Source organism: Algoriphagus sp. Y33 (genome assembly GCF_014838715.1).
In the GTDB taxonomy this organism is placed as follows: domain Bacteria; phylum Bacteroidota; class Bacteroidia; order Cytophagales; family Cyclobacteriaceae; genus Algoriphagus.
In genome coordinates, this window is the sequence record NZ_CP061947.1 from 5,108,676 (window position 1) to 5,128,614 (window position 19,939).

Sequence of the window (19,939 nt, forward strand, 5' to 3'; positions counted from 1 at the left end):
AAGATGTTTGAAATCGTACCGTCTATATGGCTAATCAACGGCAAATGTGTTCGACTTAAAAGAGGCGATTTTTCCACTGAGGAAGTGATATCAACCAATCCCTTAGAAATCGCTCAGGCATTTGAAGGTATAGGAATTAAAAGGGTTCACTTGGTGGATCTGGACGGGGCCCGTAGAGGAGAGCCCAAAAACTACCATATCCTAGAAGCAATAGCAGGATATACTGACTTGAAAGTTGATTATACAGGCGGAATTACCACTGACGGTGACGTAATCAAATCATTTGAATTTGGAGCTTCCACCATTACTGCGAGTTCGGTAGCAGCTAATCACCCGGAACGTTTTACTCAATTTATTCTTTCTTATGGACGCGAAAAAATCAATCTAGCGGCTGATATCAACCCTGTGGACTATAAAATCAAAATCAGAGGTTGGTTAAAAAAAACCGAAATTGATCTGTTCGACCATATTGACTTTTTCTATGAACGAGGTCTCAAATACCTGAAATGTTCTGACGTATCGAGAGACGGTGTGATGGAAGGTCCTAATTTTGCTCTCTTTCAGAGTATCAGAGATAAATTTCCTGAAATTCATCTTGCGGCAAGTGGTGGGGTAAGAGGTATTGACGATTTTAAGCGACTTAGGGACATGGGAGTGTCTGCCAGTGTTTTTGGGAGAGCTTATTATGAGGGGATGATAAGTCTTCAGGAGTTAGAGAAATTTCTGTCAGATAATTGATTAGTCTGCTTTGAATTTGTCCACTATATAGAGAAAAATATTAAATGACAGTGTAGAAGGAGCTGTTTCGTTCTTTTTACCTTCGCCGCTTACATGACTATCCTTTTTGACAGCAGTAGATTTGGTGCCGGTTAGCGTTGTAGCAGAAGGTTGACTGTGTTGGGTTTGTACATCACTGCCACTTGAACTATTTTCTATCAATAGCTTGTCAATGGGTCTTGCATTATCCATTTCTGAGTTCTCCTGCTCGCTTTGGGCCATCGAATCTCCTGAATAAATGCACATTCCGAGCAAAGCAATGCTGCAAAAGAGGATTTTACTAAAAGGAAATTTTGATGTAGAGATCATAGTTGGAAGTAGTTACCTTATATCTTACTCTGGGTTTTTGTAAAAGGTTCCTAAAATTATAAAAAAAATTGACTATGCAAACGATTGACTATAAAGATTTCGACAAAATAGAATTGCGTGTAGGAACGATTGTGAGGGTTGAACCATTTGAAAAAGCCCGCAAACCGGCTTATAAAATTTGGGTTGACTTGGGTAAGGAAATTGGCGTGAAGAAATCCTCCGCCCAGGTCACTGTCCATTATCACCGTGAGGATTTAATAGGTCGGCAAGTCGTATGCGTTTGTAATTTTGCTCCCAGACAAATAGCAGATTTTATGTCTGAGATTTTGATTACCGGATTTGAATCAAGTGAAGAAGGGATAGTCCTAACTTCAGTAGAGCGGAAGGTGCCAAATGGAGCCAAATTGCATTAGAGGGAGCGTTTTTAGAAACGTCTAAGTTTGGCAAATTAAGTGCCTGCCTGAGGTCAAGTCAAAGCTTCTCAGACTACGCACCTTCTTGGCTGAGTCGAAGCCCTATTTTAATCACACTTCATTCTTGCTGTATTCATAGCCTACGTAACCGGCAGGTGGAAAGTCCTAATTGAGGAATATTTCTCTTTAAGTTAAAGTGAATAGGGAAAGTCCAAGGGGTCCGGATAGTCAAATTCAAATCCTGCCCTGAGGATTTTATCTCCTGAAACAATCCTGTCATTTTCTATAGAAGAGTTTTGGTAGCTTTTTGGGGCTTCTAATCCAAGATCAAGCACGTTACGTTCATAGATATCTTTCCGTAGGGAATGTACAGGCGCTACACCATTCAAAGTAGTATTCCAGATCTCCTTTTCGATGACCCAGGCTAGCATTCGTGTAGCATCATTTCGGTAGATAAAATTTACACGGGTATGTCCCGCTACATTATCACGTCCAGCGACATACTTGCCGGGAATTCTATCATCGCCCAGCAATCCTCCAAACCTCACTATGGTTAACTCCCTAACCCCTTGAAATGTCAATTCTCCTTTCAGTTGGGTGAGATTTCCGGTGGTAGCCGCAGTAATTTCCTCTTCCTCTGTATAGGCATCCTGGCGATTCTCGTCAGGATATACACCTGTGCTGGATACATAGATGATTTTACGGATGCCGGATTGATCTACCATACTTCTCAAAAACTTCAATTGCTCCAAATAAAATTTTCCGTCTGTGGTGCGGGATCTTGGAGGAATATTAATGACCAATACTTCGCTCGTAAAAAGTTCCTGAAACCCTTTCCCTTGGGGAAAAGGGACCAGTGAAAATTGAATCGCATTTACACCACTGGCTTTAAGCCTGGTTTGCTTTTCAGACGAGGTGGTGCTCCCTACTACGTCATAGCCTTGTTTGATCATAAGTTGCGCTAGAGGCAATCCTATCCATCCGAGACCTATTATAGAAATTTTTGTCATTGATGCTCAAGAAAAATATTCATGAAGATTAACTTCTTACGGAAGAAAGGATATACCTACTTGCGGGCGGTGTTCAGCCAGACTATTATTCTAATACTGTGCCCTCTGCTAACCTTTGCGTCTTTCACGATTAAAAGGCTTTAAGAAAAAAACCTCCCTTTACTGAGGGAGGTTCTTGGTAATTAGTCTTTCTTAGGAATTGTCCCCAGAATATAATCCCATAATGGTGTACTTACTCCAAAGGCCACATCGGGATCCTTGTAATGGTGAATTGCATGGTGTACCCAGAGAACCTTCATAAAATTCTTTGGAGGCTGAATAGCATGCACCAAATAGTGAATTCCCAGATACAGCGCATATCCAAGCAAAAAGCCCGGCAGGAAGTAGTAAGCCAGGTCTCCCATAGTTAATTTGAATATCAGATAGAGGATGGCTGCATAAGCTGCACTTACAAACGGAGGCATGGCCAATCTGTCTTTATCCTTGGGATAATCATGATGCACCCCATGCACCGTATATTGTAACTTGTCCTTTATCGGCGTATTAGGCTCCATGTGGAAAAAATGCTTATGCATCATGTACTCCACAAGAGTAAATCCAATGTAACCCACCACAAACAGCAACACAGCTGTTCCTACCCCCACTGAAGTTTTTTCAATTCCAAAGTATATGGAAACGGCCCCCAAAATGATAAACATCGTGATAGGCATCCAAATAGGAGTACGTGTTATTCTTTCAAGAATAGGGTTGGAGAACATCCGGGCTGTTCCGAAATTATCCGGTTTATCCAATCTTCCAATCTTTTTCATACGTTACTTAATAAAACTGTACTTAATCACCCAACACTCAATTGGGCTTTATTCTGCAAAGATAATTTAAAACTGTCTTTAGTCCCTGTGATTTTACTGACAATAATCAGGTAATGATCAAATTTCCACCATAGTTGATTCGATTGTCTTCTGATAATAAGCCACATAGTGCGGTAAAATCATTGAAATATCAAACTCTTTCGCCCTAGCAAGCGCATTTTTCTTGAAGGTGGACAGGTTTGCATCATCCAAAATAAAGAGTGCTTTTTCTTTCATGTACTGAATGTCACCAATCGCGGAGACAAACCCCGTAACTCCGTCTATGTTCAGTTCAGGGATTCCTCCCGCATTGGAAGTAAGGATTGGCACTTCGCAGGCCATCGCTTCAAGAGCCGCCAAGCCGAAGCTTTCTTTCTCAGAAGGCATCAAAAATAGATCCGCAACTGAAAGCACTTCTTCCACCGCATCCAATTTCCCTAAGAAACGCACATCATCGCTAACTCCCAATTCACGGCAAAGACGCTCCATTTTATCACGCTCAGGACCATCACCTACTAGCAGTAATTTTGCCGGAATTTCTTTTCGAACTTCATAGAACACCTTAATTACATCCTCAACCCGTTTTACCTTTCTGAAATTAGAGGTATGGACTAGTAGCTTTTCACCATTTGGACAGATTGCTAATTTGAAATGCTCCTTCTTCTGCCTTTTGAAACGATCCAAGTCAATGAAGTTAGGAATCACTTCAATTTCCCGCTGTATATCAAAGAACGCATAGGTTTCTTTTCTCAAATCCTCGGATACAGCCGTCACTCCATCAGATTGGTTAATGCTGAATGTAACCACCGGTTCATAGCTGGGATCCTTCCCTACCAAGGTAATGTCAGTACCGTGAAGTGTGGTAACTACCGGAATTTGAATGCCTTGGGTTTTTAGAATTTGCTTGGCCATATAGGCTGCGGAGGCGTGGGGAATCGCATAATGAACATGAAGCAAATCAAGCTTCTCATATTTCACCACACTTACCATTTTGCTTGCAAGCGCAAGTTCATAGGGGGCATGTTCGAAAAGAGGATAACTCTTTATGTCTACCTCATGATAGTATAGATTTTCGCTAAAAAAGTCTAACCGGGACGGCTGCTTATAGGTAATGAAATGAACTTCATGACCGATCTTCGCAAGACCTTTGCCTAGTTCTGTCGCAACTACCCCACTACCTCCGAAAGTCGGGTAGCAAACAATGCCTATTTTCATAATACTCTGGACTGGTTTATTAACCTGGTTTTTAACACGCATTAACTCCCGTTTTGTTCAATTTCGCTGTTAATTATCGATTTATTATGAAATAATGGCTGTATTTTATTGAATATCAGTACTTCTAACAAAATAATTATTCAGGTTAAAACAGGTTTCCAAAAAAAACCTTGAGAAAATCTATTCCCAAGGGTTTTTGCTAGCTAGTCACTTAAGTTATTATTAATGTATAATATCCGCTTTTCTACCACTAAGCAGCAAAGGATTTGGTGAAATTTATCATTTAGGTCACTCTAGTCGTCGGTCTTCCTCGCCGTAGAGGGTCTTCCAGCCAGTAAAACAAAGAAAATATGGCTATTGGCATCATTGCGGATAATCCATTACTTATCCTTTTTTACTTTCTTTTACTGCATGATGTGCAGCTCTGGCAGCAAAAGCCATATAAGTCAACGTGGGGTTCTGGGTAGCAGTGGAAGTCATACATGCCCCGTCAGTGACATACACATTGGGCACGGCATGAAGCTGATGGTTTGCGTTAAGCATGGAGGTTTTAGGATCTCTGCCCATTCTAACACCACCCATTTCGTGGATATCCAATCCGGGCACACGGTGGTCATCACGTACTGAAATGTCCGTGAAACCTGCTTTTTCAAACATTTCTGAGATTTGCTCTTGATAATCAATGATCATTTTCTCATCATTGTCATCATACGCTACATTGAATTTCAATGTGGGAAGTCCGTAAGGATCAAGTTTCTCCGTGTCCAGAGCAATAAAATTGGATTCTTTTGGAATCGTCTCTCCCATCATATGGGATCCTACTCTCCACGGACCATCAGGAGGAGTAGGGTTCAGCATGCTGTTTTTCAATTCCATCCCGACTCTAGCATCCGCCACATAGCCTCCACCCCGATATGCGCTAAAACCGCCTGCGTAGCCGCGAAGAAAATCAGTTTCCTGCTTTTTCACATTTCTAAATCTAGGAATATAGCCGCTTGTAGGCCGTCCTCCGGATGTGGTATATTCCATATAACCGTCGTACGCACCGCTCACTCCAGCCCGGTAATTGTGGAAAGCAAAATATTTCCCCAAAACTCCGCTGTCATTTCCCAGCCCATTTGGAAACCTTGCTGAAGTGGAATTCATCAGAATAGCATTAGAATTGGTCGCAGCAGCATTAATGAAGATTACATCCGCATAGAATTCTTCCATTTCTTTGGTATGGGCATCTATCACTCTCACCCCTGTGGCCTTGCCTTTTTCCTCATCATAAATTACCGAATGGACTACCGAATCCGGTCTTAACGTAACATTTCCGCTTTTCAACGCCCATGGAATAGTGGATGAATTACTGCTGAAATATCCCCCAAAAGGGCAGCCACGCTGACAAAGGTTTCTGTTTTGGCAAGATGCTCTTCCTTGTACCGTAAATTCCGGTCTGGGCTCATGAATGTGAGCACAGCGAGCAGAAATCATATGTCGGTCACCGTAGACTTCTTTCATCTTCTGGGCAAAATGCTTCTCAACAATATTCAGGTCGTAGCCCGGCAAGAATTCTCCGTCGGGCAGCACATCGAGGCCATCCAGATTACCCGACACACCGGCAAACTTCTCTACATGGCTATACCATGGAGCTATGTCCTTGTATCGAATCGGCCAGTCTACAGCAAATCCATCTCTCGCCGGCCCTTCAAAATCATAGTCTGACCAGCGCTGCACCTGCCTTGCCCAAAGTAGGGATTTCCCTCCTACCTGATAGCCTCTGATCCAATCAAAAGGCTTTTCCTGTACATAGGGCTGATCAGCGTCTTTGACGAAAAAATGCTCCGAATCCTCACCAAATGCATAACACTTGGCTACAATCGGGTTCTCATCGAGAACTTTCTGCGAAAGCTTTCCTCTATGCTTAAATTCGTAAGGAAGCATATTGGTAGTAGGGTAGTCCTTGATATGCTCTACGTTTCTTCCCCGCTCCAACAAAAGAGTTTTCACACCCAAATCACCGAATTCCTTCGCTGCCCATCCTCCACTGGCACCTGAGCCTACTACAATGGCCTGATATGTTCGTTCTTGTTTATTTTGGATATTCAAATTAGCCATTGATTCTGGATTTTTGGGTTTCTGAGATTAAAGCGGAGCCATTATATGGCCCAGGTATAAGTGAAAAAGGAATTATCTCCGTCTGAATGTACTCAGAAGCCATATATCCCTGCATGGTAAGTCTCTTTGTGGTATTTAGGAAATAAGAGACAGCACTATCCTTTTCTCCTTCCGCATTTTCAGCAGGCTGGAGGTCTATGCCCGCCTGAATCAGGTTTTCTTTTTCCTTAGTGCTGAGTTTGCCAAACTTTTTACCTCCTTGATTCTTGGCAAAATCGGAGAATGCAGCAAGCCCACTGGTAAAAAGAGTCTGGTTTTCAGAGCTCAAACAATCATTTACCATCACAAGTATAAAGTCGGGCACTTCCAAATCCAGTGCTCCCTTTAATTCTCCCGCAGGAATAATTGCATCAGATATTTCTCCCAAAAGTTGCTTTTGGGAAGCCGTTACTTTTAGGTTGTTGTAAGCTGCCAATATATCTTCAGCACTAAAATCACAGGAGGGAATCAAGGCAAGCCCTCCCGAAATCAACGCCAAATGTCTAAGTGCAATTCGTCTGTTCATAGGTTCTAGATTGTAGGGTGATAAATCTGGGGTTTAAGTTAGCCAAATCGGTTCTTATTTGCCATAATATACTATAGGAGGAGCAATAAGATTCATTTGGTCAATACACCCACTTCTGCGAAAGTCGCCGCATTTCCGTCCGCAGTTTTACTTGCTCTCAGGCGAATGAACTTTGCTTTTACCCCATCGAAACGGATGGTTTGTTCAATTGGACTATTCACAATATTAGAGAATTCTCCCGAAGCAGCCTGTTTCCATGAATTGCCGTTTGTACTTACCTCAAAGATGAAATTGGTGATGAATCCTTTAGGATATCTTCCTTGCATAGGCATATACGTGAAGCCCTTTATAATGAGTTCTTCTCCCAGATCGATAGTCAGGTTATTATCACCACTTTCAAAATAACTCTCCGGATTTTCATCTATTGCCAGTTCACCGTTTGCCTGACTGGCCTTCCAATTGGATTTGGCAATATCCACATCTATCCTCTCCGCTTCACTTATCTTACCCGAAACGGGATCTACTGAAATGGCCTTCAGAGTTGTTGCTTGATCGACTTTGAACGGATTAGTGTATTGTTGACTTTCTGCATTGGGATCAGAATCATCAAGTGAATAATAAATATTAAGTCCCTGGTCAGGGCTGGAAAGTGTAATTTCTCCAGACTTATTTCTGGAAAATGTAGGAGGGATGATCAATTTTGGAGCATCATAAATCCCGACTTTCGAGATTAACGGAATATCCTTGCCATCCGTAAACCGAACACGGACAGTACTTGCTGTCACATCAGGAAATCTTAAGATTCTTTTGTAACCCACTGTAGTCCCCTCGGCAATTTTCTCCCAGCTTCCGTTTACCTCTTTTTCCAAAACAAAGGATTTTACCCGCTGTCCAAGTGGGGTATATTCTTGGAGCATAAGGCGATTGAAGCTTAATTCTTCTCCAAATTCCAGTTTAATCTCTGCTTCTTCTGTTCCATCAGAAGTGGTCCAATACGTCTCATAATCTTCGTCTAATACGTTTTTGACCTCATAGCCTTTTCCCCGCTCATCATTCGCCCTTGCCGTAGCTTTCGATGCCAGATTTACAGCAAAATCCTTTTCCACTTTAGCAGCAAGTTTCATGATCGCGTCCACGTCATTTTCATGAATTAGACCTCTGGTGTCCACGGGGAAGTTGATCAGCAAAGAGGTATTTCTTCCTATACTGTTGTAATAAATGTCTAGCAAGTTTGGAAGACTCCTGACTTTGTGATCTTCATAGGTATGGTAATACCATCCCGGACGTATGGAAACATTCGTTTCGGCCGGCACCCAGTGCGTGCCGAATTCTTGCCCGGCTGCATATTTTTCGGGATAATCAGGCATTCCTGCATAGACAGAGTCACGCATCAGGTTGGCCCAGTTTGTTTCAAAAGCCTCTCCGTGTTCATTTCCAACCCATCGTACATCCGGGCCACCATCACTGAACATCACAGCATTCGGCTGCAATTCCCGAACGAGTTGGTAAACCTCCGGCCATTGATAATAGGTCAATTTATCTACTTTCCGGGTTTCATTTGCCCCGCCATAATAGCCGTCACCACCATTGGCGCCATCAAACCAAACTTCAAAAATCTCCCCATAATTGGAAAGCAATTCGGTCAGTTGATTTCTCATGTAAGTAATGTATTCCGGCTTGCCATAGTCCGGATGATTTCTGTCCCAAGGCGAATAATAAATCCCGAACTTCAATCCGTATTCCTTGCAAGCCTCAGCAAGCTCTTTGATCAAATCGCCTTTTCCATCTTTCCAAGGACTGTTTTTGATAGAATGCTCTGTATATGCAGACGGCCACAGCACAAATCCATCGTGATGTTTGGCCGTGATGATCAATCCTTTCATTCCTGCTTCTGCCGCTACTTTTGCCCATTGTCTGGGCTGAAGGTCAGAGGGGTCAAACATTTCCGGTTTTTCATCGCCAAATCCCCATTCTCTATCAGAGAAAGTATTCATATTGAAGTGCAAAAAACCATAATATTCCAGTTCCTGCCAAGCAATCTGACGGGGCTCAGGAACAGGTAAAACAGGGGTTGGTGGAGCTGCTTTTTCAGTGCAAAAAGAAAGGGCTAATAACAGTACCAGCCAAAGTGTATTTTTCATTATTAGGTGAATTAAGCTGGAATATTAGCTCTTTTGGATGGAAATCGAAAGCGAAATGTGCTTTTGAAGTGTTGAAAATAACCTTTGATAACTTTGAATTACATACTTCAGGAGAAAGCAGTTAATTTGTAGGCATGAATAAAATTTTTGCACTTGTATTATTACTGATCTCAACTTTGTGTCAAGCCCAGATCCATATCAAAGTACTGGACGCATCCACCCGTCTGCCTATAGAAAATGTAAGGGCTAGTACAAATGGCAGGTACTTGTCTTCGAGTAATGTGGAAGGTGAGATAACAATTGATTCGTCTGGGAAACTACCGATCGAATTCGAAGTAGAGGGCTATAAACGGGAAACCAAGGAAGTCTCCTCTGGGGAATTAGTAATAATTACACTTACCAAAGTAATCATACATCTCTCGGAGATCACTGTTTCTGCTTTTGAGTCTGAGCGTCCTCTGCTGGAACAATCCGCTTCAATTGCCGTGGTCTCCGAACAGGACTTCAGTCGCTTCAATGAAACATCCCTTGTTAATTCATTCAACACAAAGCCGGGAGTCCGAATCGAAGAGCGCGCACCTGCCAGTTATAGAATTTCTATCCGGGGCAGCTCACTCCGTGCCCCTTTTGGTGTGCGAAATGTGAAAGTGTATTGGAATGAAGTTCCATTCACTTCACCGGATGGAACCACCGCATTGAATCTTCTCGACCTATCCAATATCCGAAATGCCGAAGTGATCAAAGGTCCTTCGGGAAGTATCTATGGTGCCGGTAATGGTGGTGTAGTCAATCTATACAGTCCGGCCAATCCTTCCGGTGGAAGAATTTCAGCGGATTTTATGGTGGGAGACTTTGGGATGACACGCTACAAATTGGGCGTTGCCCAGCAAGTGGGGAAAGGCGGATTTGAGGCTTCCTATGTAAGCCAAAAAGCGGACGGCTATCGCGAGCATTCGGCAATGGATAGGCAGGTCTTCCAATTGGGAGGATTTCTCTCTGTCTCAGACAAGCAGGAAATCCGAACTCAATTATTGATTTCTGATCTCAAATACCAGATTCCCGGCCCTTTAAATTCTGATCAATTAGCAGAGGATCCAACACAGGCCAGACCTGGATCTGCTACCCAAAACAGCTCCATTTCCCAGCAATCTGTCTTCGCTTCTCTGGGACATTTGTATAGATTTTCTTCGAAGCTCAAGAATTCCACTACGCTCTATCTAAATACCAATGATTTTGAAAATCCTTTTATTCTGGATTATAAAAAGGAGTTGGGGTATGGTTTTGGGGGTAGAACCAAGTTTACGTTTGACGGGAAATTGGCAGGAAAAGATCTGAGAATAATTGCCGGCGGAGAATACCAGACTAGCTTGACAGATGCGCAGAACTTTGGAAATGTAAACGGAGTAGCCGATACGGTACGATTTGCAGACAAACTTCGGGCTACCCAGGGATTTTTGTTTCAGCAGGCTGAGTGGAATTTAATGGAGAACTTTATGCTGACTTTTGCCCTCAGCGAAAATTTCAGCAGCTTGGAAATTGACAGGCAGATCGATGCTTCCGGAGCAGCAATCGGGCTTCAGAAGAGAACGTTTGATCCGATAGTGGTTCCCCGCTTTGCGCTGAATTATCAGTTTAATCAATATTCAGGAATCTATGGAAGTATCAGCAGCGGCTTTTCCCCACCGACCGTAGATGAAGTCAGGACGAATGAGGGGAGTCTAAACCTTGACCTGGAAGCAGAAAAAGGAGTGAATTACGAAGTAGGATATAGAAGGGGAAAAGGCAAGTTGAATATGGAGCTAACCGCTTTTTATTTCAAGCTCGATCAAACAATTACCACCTATACCAATCCTCAAGGGGTAGTTCTATTCAGGAATGCAGGTTCCACCAATCAAAAAGGAATAGAAGCAGCAATTGATTATGCCCTGATTAGAAATGAAACCACCTTTATCCGTGATCTAAAGATTGGAACAGCATTTACAGGTAATTATTTCACGTTCAAGGATTATCAGAAAGCAGCTAATGACTTCTCGGGAAATGACCTGACGGGAGTTGCTCCGAACACCTTGGTCAACCGATTGGATCTACGCACCAAATTTGGGGTTTATTTGAATTTCACACATCAATATGTAGATGAAATCCCGCTAGATGATGCCAATACGGTTTATCAGGATGCGTATAATCTGGTGAATCTACGGTTTGGCTGGGCAAGAAGCTTTGCGGGAAAGTGGGAACTGGAAGCATTTGCAGGGGCAGACAATTTGCTGAATGAAAGCCACTCACTTGGTAACGATCTCAATGCCTTTGGCGGAAGATATTATCAGCCCGCTCCGACTAGGAATTGGTATGGTGGAGTGAAAGTGGCGTTTTTGTATTAGTAGCAAGTAGCTAGTAACAGGACTAGAGATATTAGAGCCGAGAATCTAGAGGTAAGAGGCGCGAATTTGGCAACTCCCCCTTGGCTTACTTGGCTGATTTGGATTTGAGAATCAATTAAAGGTAGCAGGGGGGATTTTCTAGGAAGTTAGAGCTAATTTTTAAATCCCAAGTTCTCTTTTCTTTTTTCTAATCAAATTCCCCATCTCGCTGTGGTCAGTGGTATAGCCACCAACACTTGTATATTTTGGCTCTGTATTAAACCAAACTGTCTTGTCTTTAATTTTGAGGCTATACAGCGGAGGAAAAATAAAATGAAATTGGGAAATTGAGTCGATCGCTAACCATTCGAAGATTTTTTCTTCTCCATTTTGCTTTATAGTTATCGTTTGATTCCCTACCTCAACAACTGCAAACTTCTCTTTGATTGAAAAGAAAAGTACTATGAGAATCACTCCAATAATTCCAAATACACTAGTTGTAATTGGACTCATAACACCAGCTTCTCCATTTAACTCAACTGCCGATGGAAAAACAAAGGACAGCAGTGGCACAAATATTACTAAAAGACCAATGCCCAATAGGCCGTACTTAAATAGTAAATGATAGGTTTTGTTACTTTCCATTGTGTTTTTCGTGCCCTATAGCTTTCCTTCAGCTTAATTGAAAAGAGATTGCTTCACTCCCTCGTCGTTCTCAATGACGCTTAACATTTCAGTTACTCTATCCCGTCCAGTTCACTTAATTCCAACCAAGTCAATTCCAATTCTTCCAACTCAGCATTGATTTCTCCCATGCGGTTGGATTGCTTGATCAATTCCTCATGATCATCTATTCCCGCAGAGATTTTTTCGGTAATAACAGATTTTTCCTTTTCCAGTTTGGCAATGGAAGCATTCACCTCCTTGAATTCTTGCTTTTGCTTAAAACTGGCTTTAGCCTTTGTAGGAGCCGAAACTTTGGCTTCAGCATCTTGATTCTTGCTACTTGTTGCTTGTGTCTTTTCTTCTTGACTCTTGGTTCTGAATTCCTGACTCTTGGTTCTAGATTCTTGGCTCTTTTCTGTCTCGCGGAACTCAGAATAATTTCCCGGAAAATCACTGATCTCGCCTTCTCCTTCGAAGACAAACAAATGTTCCACCAAGCGATCCATGAAATACCTATCGTGGGAAACGATGATCAAACAGCCCGGGAAGGTATCCAAAAACTCTTCCAGCGTGTTCAGCGTCATCAAATCCAGGTCATTGGTCGGCTCATCCAGAATTAGGAAGTTTGGATTTTTGATCAGAACCATCAATAGCTGAAGTCTTCTACGCTCTCCTCCACTGAGTTTGGCGATTGGCGTATGCTGTTGCTTTGGGGGAAAGCCAAATTGAGTCAGAAACTGGGATATGGTAATCGTAGCACCACCGGCGATCGTCACCACTTCTGCGACTTCCTTTACAATGTCAATCAGACGCTTTTCCTCATCAAAACTCCCTTCTTCCTGCTTGTAGTAACCAAAAGCTGTAGTCTGCCCGATAGCAACGGTTCCGGAATCAGGGGCAAGCTGACCCGTGATCATATTGAGGAAAGTAGTCTTTCCGGCACCATTTGGGCCTACTATTCCGATCCTGTCTTTCTTCTTAAAGGTGTAGGAGAAATCATTGACGATGGGCTTGTCTCCAAAAGACTTTTGGAGCTTGTCGATTTCTATAATCTTATTACCAAGCCGCTGAGTAGTTACAGTCAACTGAATATCACGTTCTTCACGCTTTTGGGAGGCTTTTTCTTTGGTATCTTCGAAAGCATCCACGCGGTATTTTGCCTTGGTGCTTCTTGCTTTTGGCTGACGACGGATCCAATCCAGTTCCTTTTTGTATAGGCTTTTGGCTTTTTCGAGTTCTATATCTTCGATCTCCATTCGCTCCTCTTTCTTGTCAAGGAAGTAACCATAGTTCCCTTGGTAGCGATGTATTTTTCCCTGATCGAGTTCTAGGATTTCGTTGGTTACTTTTTCCAGGAAATAGCGGTCGTGAGTGACCATAAAAAGTGCAAGGTTGGCTTTCGCCAAATAGTCTTCCAGCCATTCAATGGTTTCCAGATCAAGGTGGTTGGTCGGCTCATCAAGTAGCAACAAATCAGGTTTTTCCAGAATCGCTTTTGCCAAGGCAACCCGCTTACGCTGCCCGCCGGAAAGTGTCCCTACAGGAAGATCTGTATCATGAAGCCCCAGTTTGCCGAGCACTTCTTTCACCTGATATTCAAAATCCCAAGCCTGGAACGCGTCCATTTTCTCAAACAATACCGACATCTTATCAGAATTATCAATGCCCCGCTCTGCTTCCAGCATGGCTTTGTGATAGTCTTCGATCACCTTGAGCACTTCAGAATTGCTTTGATCGAAAATGGTCTGGTAAATACTCATTGTCCCCTCAAAGACCGGGTTTTGGTGCACATAGGCCACTTTCACCTGTTGATTGGTTCCAACTTGACCTGTGTCAGGAATCTCCAAGCCCATGATTATTTTCATCAGGGTAGACTTGCCTGCGCCGTTGATGCCTACAAGGGCGATTTTCTGGCCTTGGGAAATGCCAAAAGAGATATTGGAAAAAAGCTTGCGCTCACCGAACGCTTTACTGAGATTTTCGACCGAAAGGTAATTCATGCCGCAAAAGTAAGGAAAAGGCAGGCAAGAAATGCTTTAATTCAAATGAGCTTCTTAAATGCACAAGTAATTATTTCATGTTTTACGATGACCAGCTCAATTTGAATAAAAATACGGCACGTGGAAGGAATGAGCAGAATTAGATGGTTTTGGACATTTTTGAGCCAAATCACTCTATGGAAGTCCATTAGTTAGAGATTTTCAATCACCATGCTGGTGGTTCTTGAGTTTTAAAATAGTTAAATCTCCATCCTACTCCAGAAAGGCTTACCTTTGTACTTTAGAAACAGAAGAAAGGTCATTTCGAAGCTTCAATGAAACCAATACAGTTTGGTCATTCATCAATTCCTCCTTATTCTTTTGAAAAAAATCATGGATGTTATCTGGCTCGATTTCTACCTTTTCCCCAGCAAATTTATTAGCATAGTCATTATAAAAATCAATAGAATTAATACTATAAATCACTTGATCATTGTAGTATGTCCATGGGATATTTCTGATCCGCATTTCATCTATATCGTTTTCAAAACCAGAAACTTGGGACAAAATATTGAATTCTTTATCTAATAAGATAAAATGTATGCCCTTATTATATTGGTATAAAGACATAAAATATAAATCTCCCAATGCAGTAAACATTGAAATGTGTTCCACTAGCTGATTTTCCCTGATGAAATTTTGGTAAGTATCTCTATCAACACTATTTAATCTAATAAAATCCAATTCATTTACACCCTGTAACCCTAAATCAAATTCCAAACGCTGTTTGAATTTTAACTTCTCGTCGAAAAAAACAACTTGGCTTGTATAAGGAATAGGAAAAACAAATCCTCCCTCAAAACCGGGACTGAAACCATTACGGACCCCAAACTGAAATTTGTCGAACCCTAGTCTGATTTCGATTGCTTCTTCAATAAGTTCCTTTCCCTCAAATACTAGAAAATTGTAATCTGATCCGTCCCTAATATTGTTCATAAAAAACAAGGTTCTTCCACTTCTCGCAATAAATGAAGAGGCATTTTTTGGAATTTTTTCCTCTGTTAATAGTGATTGGACAGTGTCAAATGACACTATCTTCCTCAGACTTCTATCTAAAATTAAAAGAGTGTCTTCCCTAACCTGAAAAACTTCCACTTGTTGGTATTCTCCTGGTCCTTGACCGTTGGCTTTAAATATAAAATCAATATTTCCAAATCTGTCAAACCTGTGTACATTGCTGTTAAAATAATCTTGTACGTAAATAAACTTGTCATTTATATGAATTTGATAGGGCTCTACCAAAGGATTAGCATCATCACTTTTTAATAAAGTATAACTTATCCCTTTGAATATGTCCGATAACTTCTGTTGGGTGGAATTGTCCAAATCAATTTTTATCACTCTCTCATTTACAATACTTTTTTTGGAGGATTGCTTACATGACAAAAGAGTAAAAAAAACAAGAAAGTAAAGTATAGTTGTTTTGCCCATTATTCTGTGTTATAGCTGCCTGTCTTCCACAGGCAGCTTACCTAATTACCCTATTGTTCCAACTTCATCGCAATGCTTTTGACCTGATACATCACAAGTTTGGGAGCCATCAAATCTACAGCGTGTTACACTTCCCCCTCCAGTGCAATCAATCGTTTGTATCCAATAACTTCCACTTGCTGGAGTCTGTGTAATTGGAGTGAATGATAAAGTCATCATGCCAACGATTCCTATTCCTAAAATTACTTTTTTCGTGGTTTTAAAATTTCAATTTTTTAACTACCTCTTGGCCAAGAGCGACTAACCGACTGATTAGCTAGCCGTAACATATTATTATTATTTCAATCCAAATCTTTAAAACGAAAAAATCGTCAGTTCACTAAAAACACCCTGTATAGGGTATGCAAAATCGGACACTTTATAATTATTCCCAGAACCCATGGAAATTACCTAATTAGAATTTCACCAAATTCTACTTTCAAGTCGAAATTCCTTGATTCTAAAATCTTGGCTCTCGTATCTTGATGCTTTTCTCTAGCTACTTGCTAGTCTGAAAAGTCTTACCTTTGTGCTATGGAAGCAATTCAGAAAAAAGACATCCGTAAGCTATCCCTTTCCCAGTTGGAAGAATTCTTTTTGGCTCATGGGGAAAAGAAATTCCGCGCCAAACAGGTATATGAATGGCTGTGGAATAAGTCTCTGAAGAACTTTGATGAGATGAGCAATATCTCGCTGAGTACACGGGAAATGCTCAAAGCGCATTTTGAGATCAACCATATCCGTGTGGATCTGATGCAGCATTCCTCTGATGGGACGATCAAGAATGCGGTAAAGCTCTATGATAACAAGATCGTAGAGTCAGTTCTGATACCCACGACAAAGCGGATTACTGCCTGTGTTTCCTCTCAGGTGGGTTGCAGCCTGGATTGTAATTTCTGCGCCACGGCACGATTGAAGCGCATGCGTAACCTGAACCCAGACGAGATCTACGATCAGGTGGTGGCGATCAAAGATGAAGCGGAAACCTATTTTCAGCGTCCACTGACCAATATTGTTTTTATGGGAATGGGAGAACCGCTCCTGAACTATGCCAATGTGCTGGAAGCAATAGATAAGATCACCTCACCCGAAGGGCTGGGAATGGCACCCCGAAGAATCACTGTTTCTACCGTAGGCGTGACTAAAATGATCCGTAAACTCGCAGATGATGAAGTTCGCTTCAACTTGGCGGTATCGCTTCACTCAGCCATCAATGAAACCCGTTCACGCTTGATGCCTATCAACGACAGTAATCCCGTGGAAGAACTGGGGGAATCTCTAAAATACTGGTACGAAAAGACCAAACGGAAAGTCACCTACGAATATGTGATTTGGGATGGGATCAATGACGACGAGAGACATGCCCGTGCGCTGGCAAAATTCTGCAAGATCATCCCTTCCAAAGTCAATCTGATCCAATATAATCCAATAGACGAGGGAGAATTCCGACAGGCTAAGCAAGAAGCCGTGGACATGTATGTACGGGTATTGGAGTCACAGGGAATCATAGCCAAAGTAAGAAAATCCCGTGGCCAGGATATCGATGCAGCCTGTGGACAATTGGCCAATAAAAACGAAGTGGCTGAACTGAATACCGCCTGAGATTTGCTTTCTTCGCTAAAGCCATCTAACTACTAATCTATTTTAAAAACATACGTTATGAACAAGGCTTTACTGATTTTTTGGACAGTTTTTATGCCCTCTTTTGTCACTGCAGCTCAAACCCAGGAACAGGGAAATGCACGGTTTCATGGCTATGGAACCTATGGTTTGAGGTACCATAACTTCGGAGTCGGTGCTGGAATAGAATATTTCTTTGTAGACAAATTCGCCCTGATGCCCAGTTATACGTTTGTCTTTCCGCAGGTGGGAAAGGAAAGTAACCTCAGTGCCGATTTGCGGTATTATGTTTCAGAAGGACCTTCCCAGCTTTATTTTATGGCAGGATATAGTCAGACTTGGGTAGATACCCAGCCGGATGGAGCAGGTACGAGAAGAAACCAAAAAGGAGCTAATATGGGTGTGGGAGCGTATGTACGCGTGACGGAGTTTATTGGCCTAAGTACTGAGTTTCGCTTCCAAAGCCCTTTTCCAAGAGAAGTCGGATTTAGAGTTGGGTTGGCAATTCCATTGTAAGTGAGTAGCAAGTATCAAGATGTAAGATATTAGATTCTAGAACCTAGAGCCTAGAAACTATGTGATAGAATAATAAGCCACATTCACTATTCGTCCTAATCAATGATCAAGCTTGGCTGTGACCTTTGCGTTTTCTTTGTGCTCTTTGCGGCTAAAATTCTACTTTTTCGAAAACTCAAACAGCTTCCGTTTCTCTTCCTTATTCAGTGCTTCGTAACCTCTGTCGGCGATTTTGTCCAGTATCTTATCTATTTCCTCTTGGGTTGCCTCACCGGAATTAACGGGTGTAGAAGTAGATTTAGAAGACTTCTTGAAAGAGGAAAATCCACCCCCACTGGTGGTTTTTGCTTTACGGTAGGAGACTTTTACATTGCTTTTTCTCCCGGAGAAAAGATCCTCGAAAAAAATCCCAACCTTCTGCACAGGCACTCCCCAATCATTTCCTTTACGGAGCTGAATGATGTAGAGATAACCAAGCAATGCTCCTCCCAAGTGTGCCAGTTCTCCGCCTGCATTAGCACCTACAGAATTGGCAAATGATAGAATCACATAGAAGATCGCAATATATTTGATCTTTACCGGCCCTAGTAGTAATAGGAAGAATGTAGTATTAGGACTGAGGGTAGCTGCTCCTACCACGATAGCAAATACTCCTGCACTCGCTCCAAGCATCAGGGAACTATTGATAGACTGACTGAAATAAGGAGCCAAATTGTATATCAGTACATAAAAAAGTGCTCCAGCCAAACCTCCAAGAATGTAGAGATTGGCTAGCTTTCTACTTCCCAGAAACTGATGAATCAGCTGTCCAAACCAGAAGAGGAAAAGCATGTTAAAGAGAATATGGAATATTCCCTCATGCAAAAACATGTAGGTAAAAATACTCCATGGCTGTGTACCGAGTCTCGGTAAAGCAGCAGGCATCATCAGATATGAAAGCGCGGTGGTGTACAAATCACCCAATCCACCGATAGTCATAAACACCCGAAAGATCAGCACAACGAAAAACACCAAAAGATTAATGGCAATCAGCTTGTAAAGGCTATTGTCACTGTGCTTAAAAGCATTCCGAAGATTTTCCCAAAAGTTACCGTACATAGTTAATAAAAGCTGTTTCTGTCTTTTTTCCAGAAGTAAACCAAAACTCCGCCAATCACCAATCCGCTCAGGTGGGCGAAGTGTGCCACATTGTCCAGTGGATTATTCACAAATACGTTATATATGGTATAAAGGCTATAAAAAAGCACCATATATTTTGCCTTGATGGGGATAGGGGGGAAGAGCAAGAATAATTGAGTATTGGGGAAAAGCATCGCAAATGCGATCAAAACCCCGAAAAGAGCACCTGAGGCTCCGACCATAGGTACGTTTCTCTGTACCTCCAAAATTGCATCAAGAGTTTGGTTAGCCTGGCTGATTATATTTAGGTCATCAGGATTGCGGCTATAATCATCCACAAAATCGAATACAGTCCGCTTGAAAAAACCACGATTTTCGATTACCAGTTTATTGAAGGTTTCCGGATCAGGGTTGCTCTGGAACATAGCTACTTTTTCCTCCAGATTGTTCATCCGGTAAGCGGTATAGCCAGAATATAAGACCCCAGATCCTATACCACAAACCATCCAAAGGATCAGTAGTTTCTTTGGTCCCAGAAACTGCTCTAACAAAGGCCCGAAAATCAGCAATCCAAACATATTGCCAAACAAATGCCAAAAATCAGCATGCATAAACATGTACGTCAGAAACTGAAATGGTTTGAAATAAGGGCTGTGAATATAATAAAGCGCAAACCACTGATTCAACTGCGGAAAGATAAATTGGGACACGATAAGTAGCCCAATGTTGATGATCAGTAGGTTTTGGACTACAGGAGTTATATTTCTAAACATG

Annotated in this window: 17 protein-coding genes; 5 read left to right on the forward strand and 12 right to left on the reverse strand. The window is 41.9% G+C overall.

What is annotated here, in order from left to right:
* Positions 1–3: 3 nt before the first annotated feature.
* The gene (locus tag ID165_RS20870; RefSeq protein WP_192347359.1) at positions 4–738 is read left to right on the forward strand and encodes a HisA/HisF-related TIM barrel protein; all 735 of its coding nucleotides are present in this window, start codon (positions 4–6) and stop codon (positions 736–738) included.
* Here ID165_RS20870 and ID165_RS20875 read toward each other — a convergent pair whose 3' ends face one another.
* The gene (locus tag ID165_RS20875) at positions 739–1,086 is read right to left on the reverse strand and encodes a hypothetical protein (protein ID WP_192347360.1); all 348 of its coding nucleotides are present in this window, start codon (positions 1,084–1,086) and stop codon (positions 739–741) included.
* 74 nt (positions 1,087–1,160) lie between these two features.
* Here ID165_RS20875 and ID165_RS20880 point away from each other — a divergent pair, with 74 nt between their 5' ends.
* Complete coding sequence (locus ID165_RS20880) at positions 1,161–1,499, forward strand: tRNA-binding protein (protein ID WP_192347361.1); 339 nt, start codon at positions 1,161–1,163, stop codon at positions 1,497–1,499.
* A 191-nt stretch (positions 1,500–1,690) separates the two neighbouring features.
* Here ID165_RS20880 and ID165_RS20885 read toward each other — a convergent pair whose 3' ends face one another.
* The 6 genes from ID165_RS20885 to ID165_RS20910 form a co-directional block, all read right to left on the reverse strand.
* Positions 1,691–2,509: an NAD(P)-binding domain-containing protein gene (locus tag ID165_RS20885; RefSeq protein ID WP_192347362.1), complete on the reverse strand. Its 819-nt coding sequence runs from the start codon at positions 2,507–2,509 to the stop codon at positions 1,691–1,693.
* Between the two features lie 182 nt (positions 2,510–2,691).
* Entirely contained in the window at positions 2,692–3,318 is a 627-nt protein-coding gene (locus ID165_RS20890; protein WP_192347363.1) for a sterol desaturase family protein, read from the reverse strand.
* Positions 3,319–3,435: 117 nt separating this feature from the next.
* Entirely contained in the window at positions 3,436–4,572 is a 1,137-nt protein-coding gene (bshA, locus tag ID165_RS20895; RefSeq protein ID WP_192347364.1) for an N-acetyl-alpha-D-glucosaminyl L-malate synthase BshA, read from the reverse strand.
* A 384-nt stretch (positions 4,573–4,956) separates the two neighbouring features.
* Positions 4,957–6,672: a GMC oxidoreductase gene (locus tag ID165_RS20900; RefSeq protein ID WP_192347365.1), complete on the reverse strand. Its 1,716-nt coding sequence runs from the start codon at positions 6,670–6,672 to the stop codon at positions 4,957–4,959.
* A complete protein-coding gene (locus tag ID165_RS20905) occupies positions 6,665–7,237 on the reverse strand; it encodes a gluconate 2-dehydrogenase subunit 3 family protein (RefSeq protein WP_192347366.1) in 573 nt (190 codons plus the stop codon). Before ID165_RS20905 ends, ID165_RS20900 begins: the two co-directional genes overlap by 8 nt.
* 92 nt (positions 7,238–7,329) lie before the next feature.
* On the reverse strand, positions 7,330–9,378 hold the full coding sequence (locus ID165_RS20910; protein ID WP_192347367.1) for an alpha-L-fucosidase: 2,049 nt from the start codon (positions 9,376–9,378) through the stop codon (positions 7,330–7,332).
* 134 nt (positions 9,379–9,512) lie between these two features.
* Here ID165_RS20910 and ID165_RS20915 point away from each other — a divergent pair, with 134 nt between their 5' ends.
* A complete protein-coding gene (locus tag ID165_RS20915) occupies positions 9,513–11,756 on the forward strand; it encodes a TonB-dependent receptor domain-containing protein (protein WP_192347368.1) in 2,244 nt (747 codons plus the stop codon).
* 159 nt (positions 11,757–11,915) lie between these two features.
* Here the strand turns inward: ID165_RS20915 and ID165_RS20920 are convergent, their stop codons facing one another.
* The 3 genes from ID165_RS20920 to ID165_RS20930 form a co-directional block, all read right to left on the reverse strand.
* Positions 11,916–12,380 carry a hypothetical protein gene (locus ID165_RS20920; protein WP_192347369.1) on the reverse strand — a complete coding sequence of 155 codons (465 nt, stop codon included), beginning with the start codon at positions 12,378–12,380 and terminating at the stop codon, positions 11,916–11,918.
* Positions 12,381–12,472: 92 nt separating this feature from the next.
* The gene (locus ID165_RS20925; protein WP_192347370.1) at positions 12,473–14,401 is read right to left on the reverse strand and encodes an ABC-F family ATP-binding cassette domain-containing protein; all 1,929 of its coding nucleotides are present in this window, start codon (positions 14,399–14,401) and stop codon (positions 12,473–12,475) included.
* 267 nt (positions 14,402–14,668) lie between these two features.
* Positions 14,669–15,871 (reverse strand): 6-bladed beta-propeller, encoded by a 1,203-nt coding sequence (locus ID165_RS20930; protein ID WP_192347371.1) that lies wholly within the window; start codon positions 15,869–15,871, stop codon positions 14,669–14,671.
* A 573-nt stretch (positions 15,872–16,444) separates the two neighbouring features.
* On the opposite strand from ID165_RS20930, the gene rlmN reads away from it, so the two are divergent.
* Together rlmN and ID165_RS20940 are read left to right on the forward strand one after the other, a co-directional pair.
* Positions 16,445–17,512: a 23S rRNA (adenine(2503)-C(2))-methyltransferase RlmN gene (rlmN, locus tag ID165_RS20935; protein ID WP_192347372.1), complete on the forward strand. Its 1,068-nt coding sequence runs from the start codon at positions 16,445–16,447 to the stop codon at positions 17,510–17,512.
* Positions 17,513–17,569: 57 nt separating this feature from the next.
* Positions 17,570–18,046, forward strand: a complete 477-nt coding sequence (locus ID165_RS20940) for an outer membrane beta-barrel protein (protein WP_192347373.1) — start codon at positions 17,570–17,572, stop codon at positions 18,044–18,046.
* A gap of 159 nt (positions 18,047–18,205) precedes the next feature.
* On the opposite strand, the gene ID165_RS20945 is transcribed toward ID165_RS20940, so the two are convergent.
* Positions 18,206–19,144, reverse strand: a complete 939-nt coding sequence (locus ID165_RS20945) for a rhomboid family intramembrane serine protease (protein ID WP_192347374.1) — start codon at positions 19,142–19,144, stop codon at positions 18,206–18,208.
* Between the two features lie 2 nt (positions 19,145–19,146).
* On the reverse strand, positions 19,147–19,938 hold the full coding sequence (locus tag ID165_RS20950) for a rhomboid family intramembrane serine protease (RefSeq protein WP_192347375.1): 792 nt from the start codon (positions 19,936–19,938) through the stop codon (positions 19,147–19,149).
* Position 19,939 lies beyond the last annotated feature (1 nt).

What these genes read in the sequence shown, in the direction of transcription:
- ID165_RS20880 (WP_192347361.1), top strand. Translation starts at nt 1,161, where the DNA reads ATGCAAACGATTGACTATAAAGATTTCGACAAAATAGAATTGCGTGTA.
- ID165_RS20925 (WP_192347370.1), bottom strand. Translation starts at nt 14,401, where the DNA reads ATGAATTACCTTTCGGTCGAAAATCTCAGTAAAGCGTTCGGTGAGCGC.
- ID165_RS20930 (WP_192347371.1), bottom strand. Translation starts at nt 15,871, where the DNA reads ATGGGCAAAACAACTATACTTTACTTTCTTGTTTTTTTTACTCTTTTG.
- ID165_RS20885 (WP_192347362.1), bottom strand. Translation starts at nt 2,509, where the DNA reads ATGACAAAAATTTCTATAATAGGTCTCGGATGGATAGGATTGCCTCTA.
- bshA (WP_192347364.1), bottom strand. Translation starts at nt 4,572, where the DNA reads ATGAAAATAGGCATTGTTTGCTACCCGACTTTCGGAGGTAGTGGGGTA.
- ID165_RS20905 (WP_192347366.1), bottom strand. Translation starts at nt 7,237, where the DNA reads ATGAACAGACGAATTGCACTTAGACATTTGGCGTTGATTTCGGGAGGG.
- ID165_RS20870 (WP_192347359.1), top strand. Translation starts at nt 4, where the DNA reads ATGTTTGAAATCGTACCGTCTATATGGCTAATCAACGGCAAATGTGTT.
- ID165_RS20915 (WP_192347368.1), top strand. Translation starts at nt 9,513, where the DNA reads ATGAATAAAATTTTTGCACTTGTATTATTACTGATCTCAACTTTGTGT.
- ID165_RS20875 (WP_192347360.1), bottom strand. Translation starts at nt 1,086, where the DNA reads ATGATCTCTACATCAAAATTTCCTTTTAGTAAAATCCTCTTTTGCAGC.
- ID165_RS20890 (WP_192347363.1), bottom strand. Translation starts at nt 3,318, where the DNA reads ATGAAAAAGATTGGAAGATTGGATAAACCGGATAATTTCGGAACAGCC.
- rlmN (WP_192347372.1), top strand. Translation starts at nt 16,445, where the DNA reads ATGGAAGCAATTCAGAAAAAAGACATCCGTAAGCTATCCCTTTCCCAG.
- ID165_RS20910 (WP_192347367.1), bottom strand. Translation starts at nt 9,378, where the DNA reads ATGAAAAATACACTTTGGCTGGTACTGTTATTAGCCCTTTCTTTTTGC.
- ID165_RS20945 (WP_192347374.1), bottom strand. Translation starts at nt 19,144, where the DNA reads ATGTACGGTAACTTTTGGGAAAATCTTCGGAATGCTTTTAAGCACAGT.
- ID165_RS20950 (WP_192347375.1), bottom strand. Translation starts at nt 19,938, where the DNA reads ATGTTTAGAAATATAACTCCTGTAGTCCAAAACCTACTGATCATCAAC.
- ID165_RS20900 (WP_192347365.1), bottom strand. Translation starts at nt 6,672, where the DNA reads ATGGCTAATTTGAATATCCAAAATAAACAAGAACGAACATATCAGGCC.
- ID165_RS20940 (WP_192347373.1), top strand. Translation starts at nt 17,570, where the DNA reads ATGAACAAGGCTTTACTGATTTTTTGGACAGTTTTTATGCCCTCTTTT.
- ID165_RS20920 (WP_192347369.1), bottom strand. Translation starts at nt 12,380, where the DNA reads ATGGAAAGTAACAAAACCTATCATTTACTATTTAAGTACGGCCTATTG.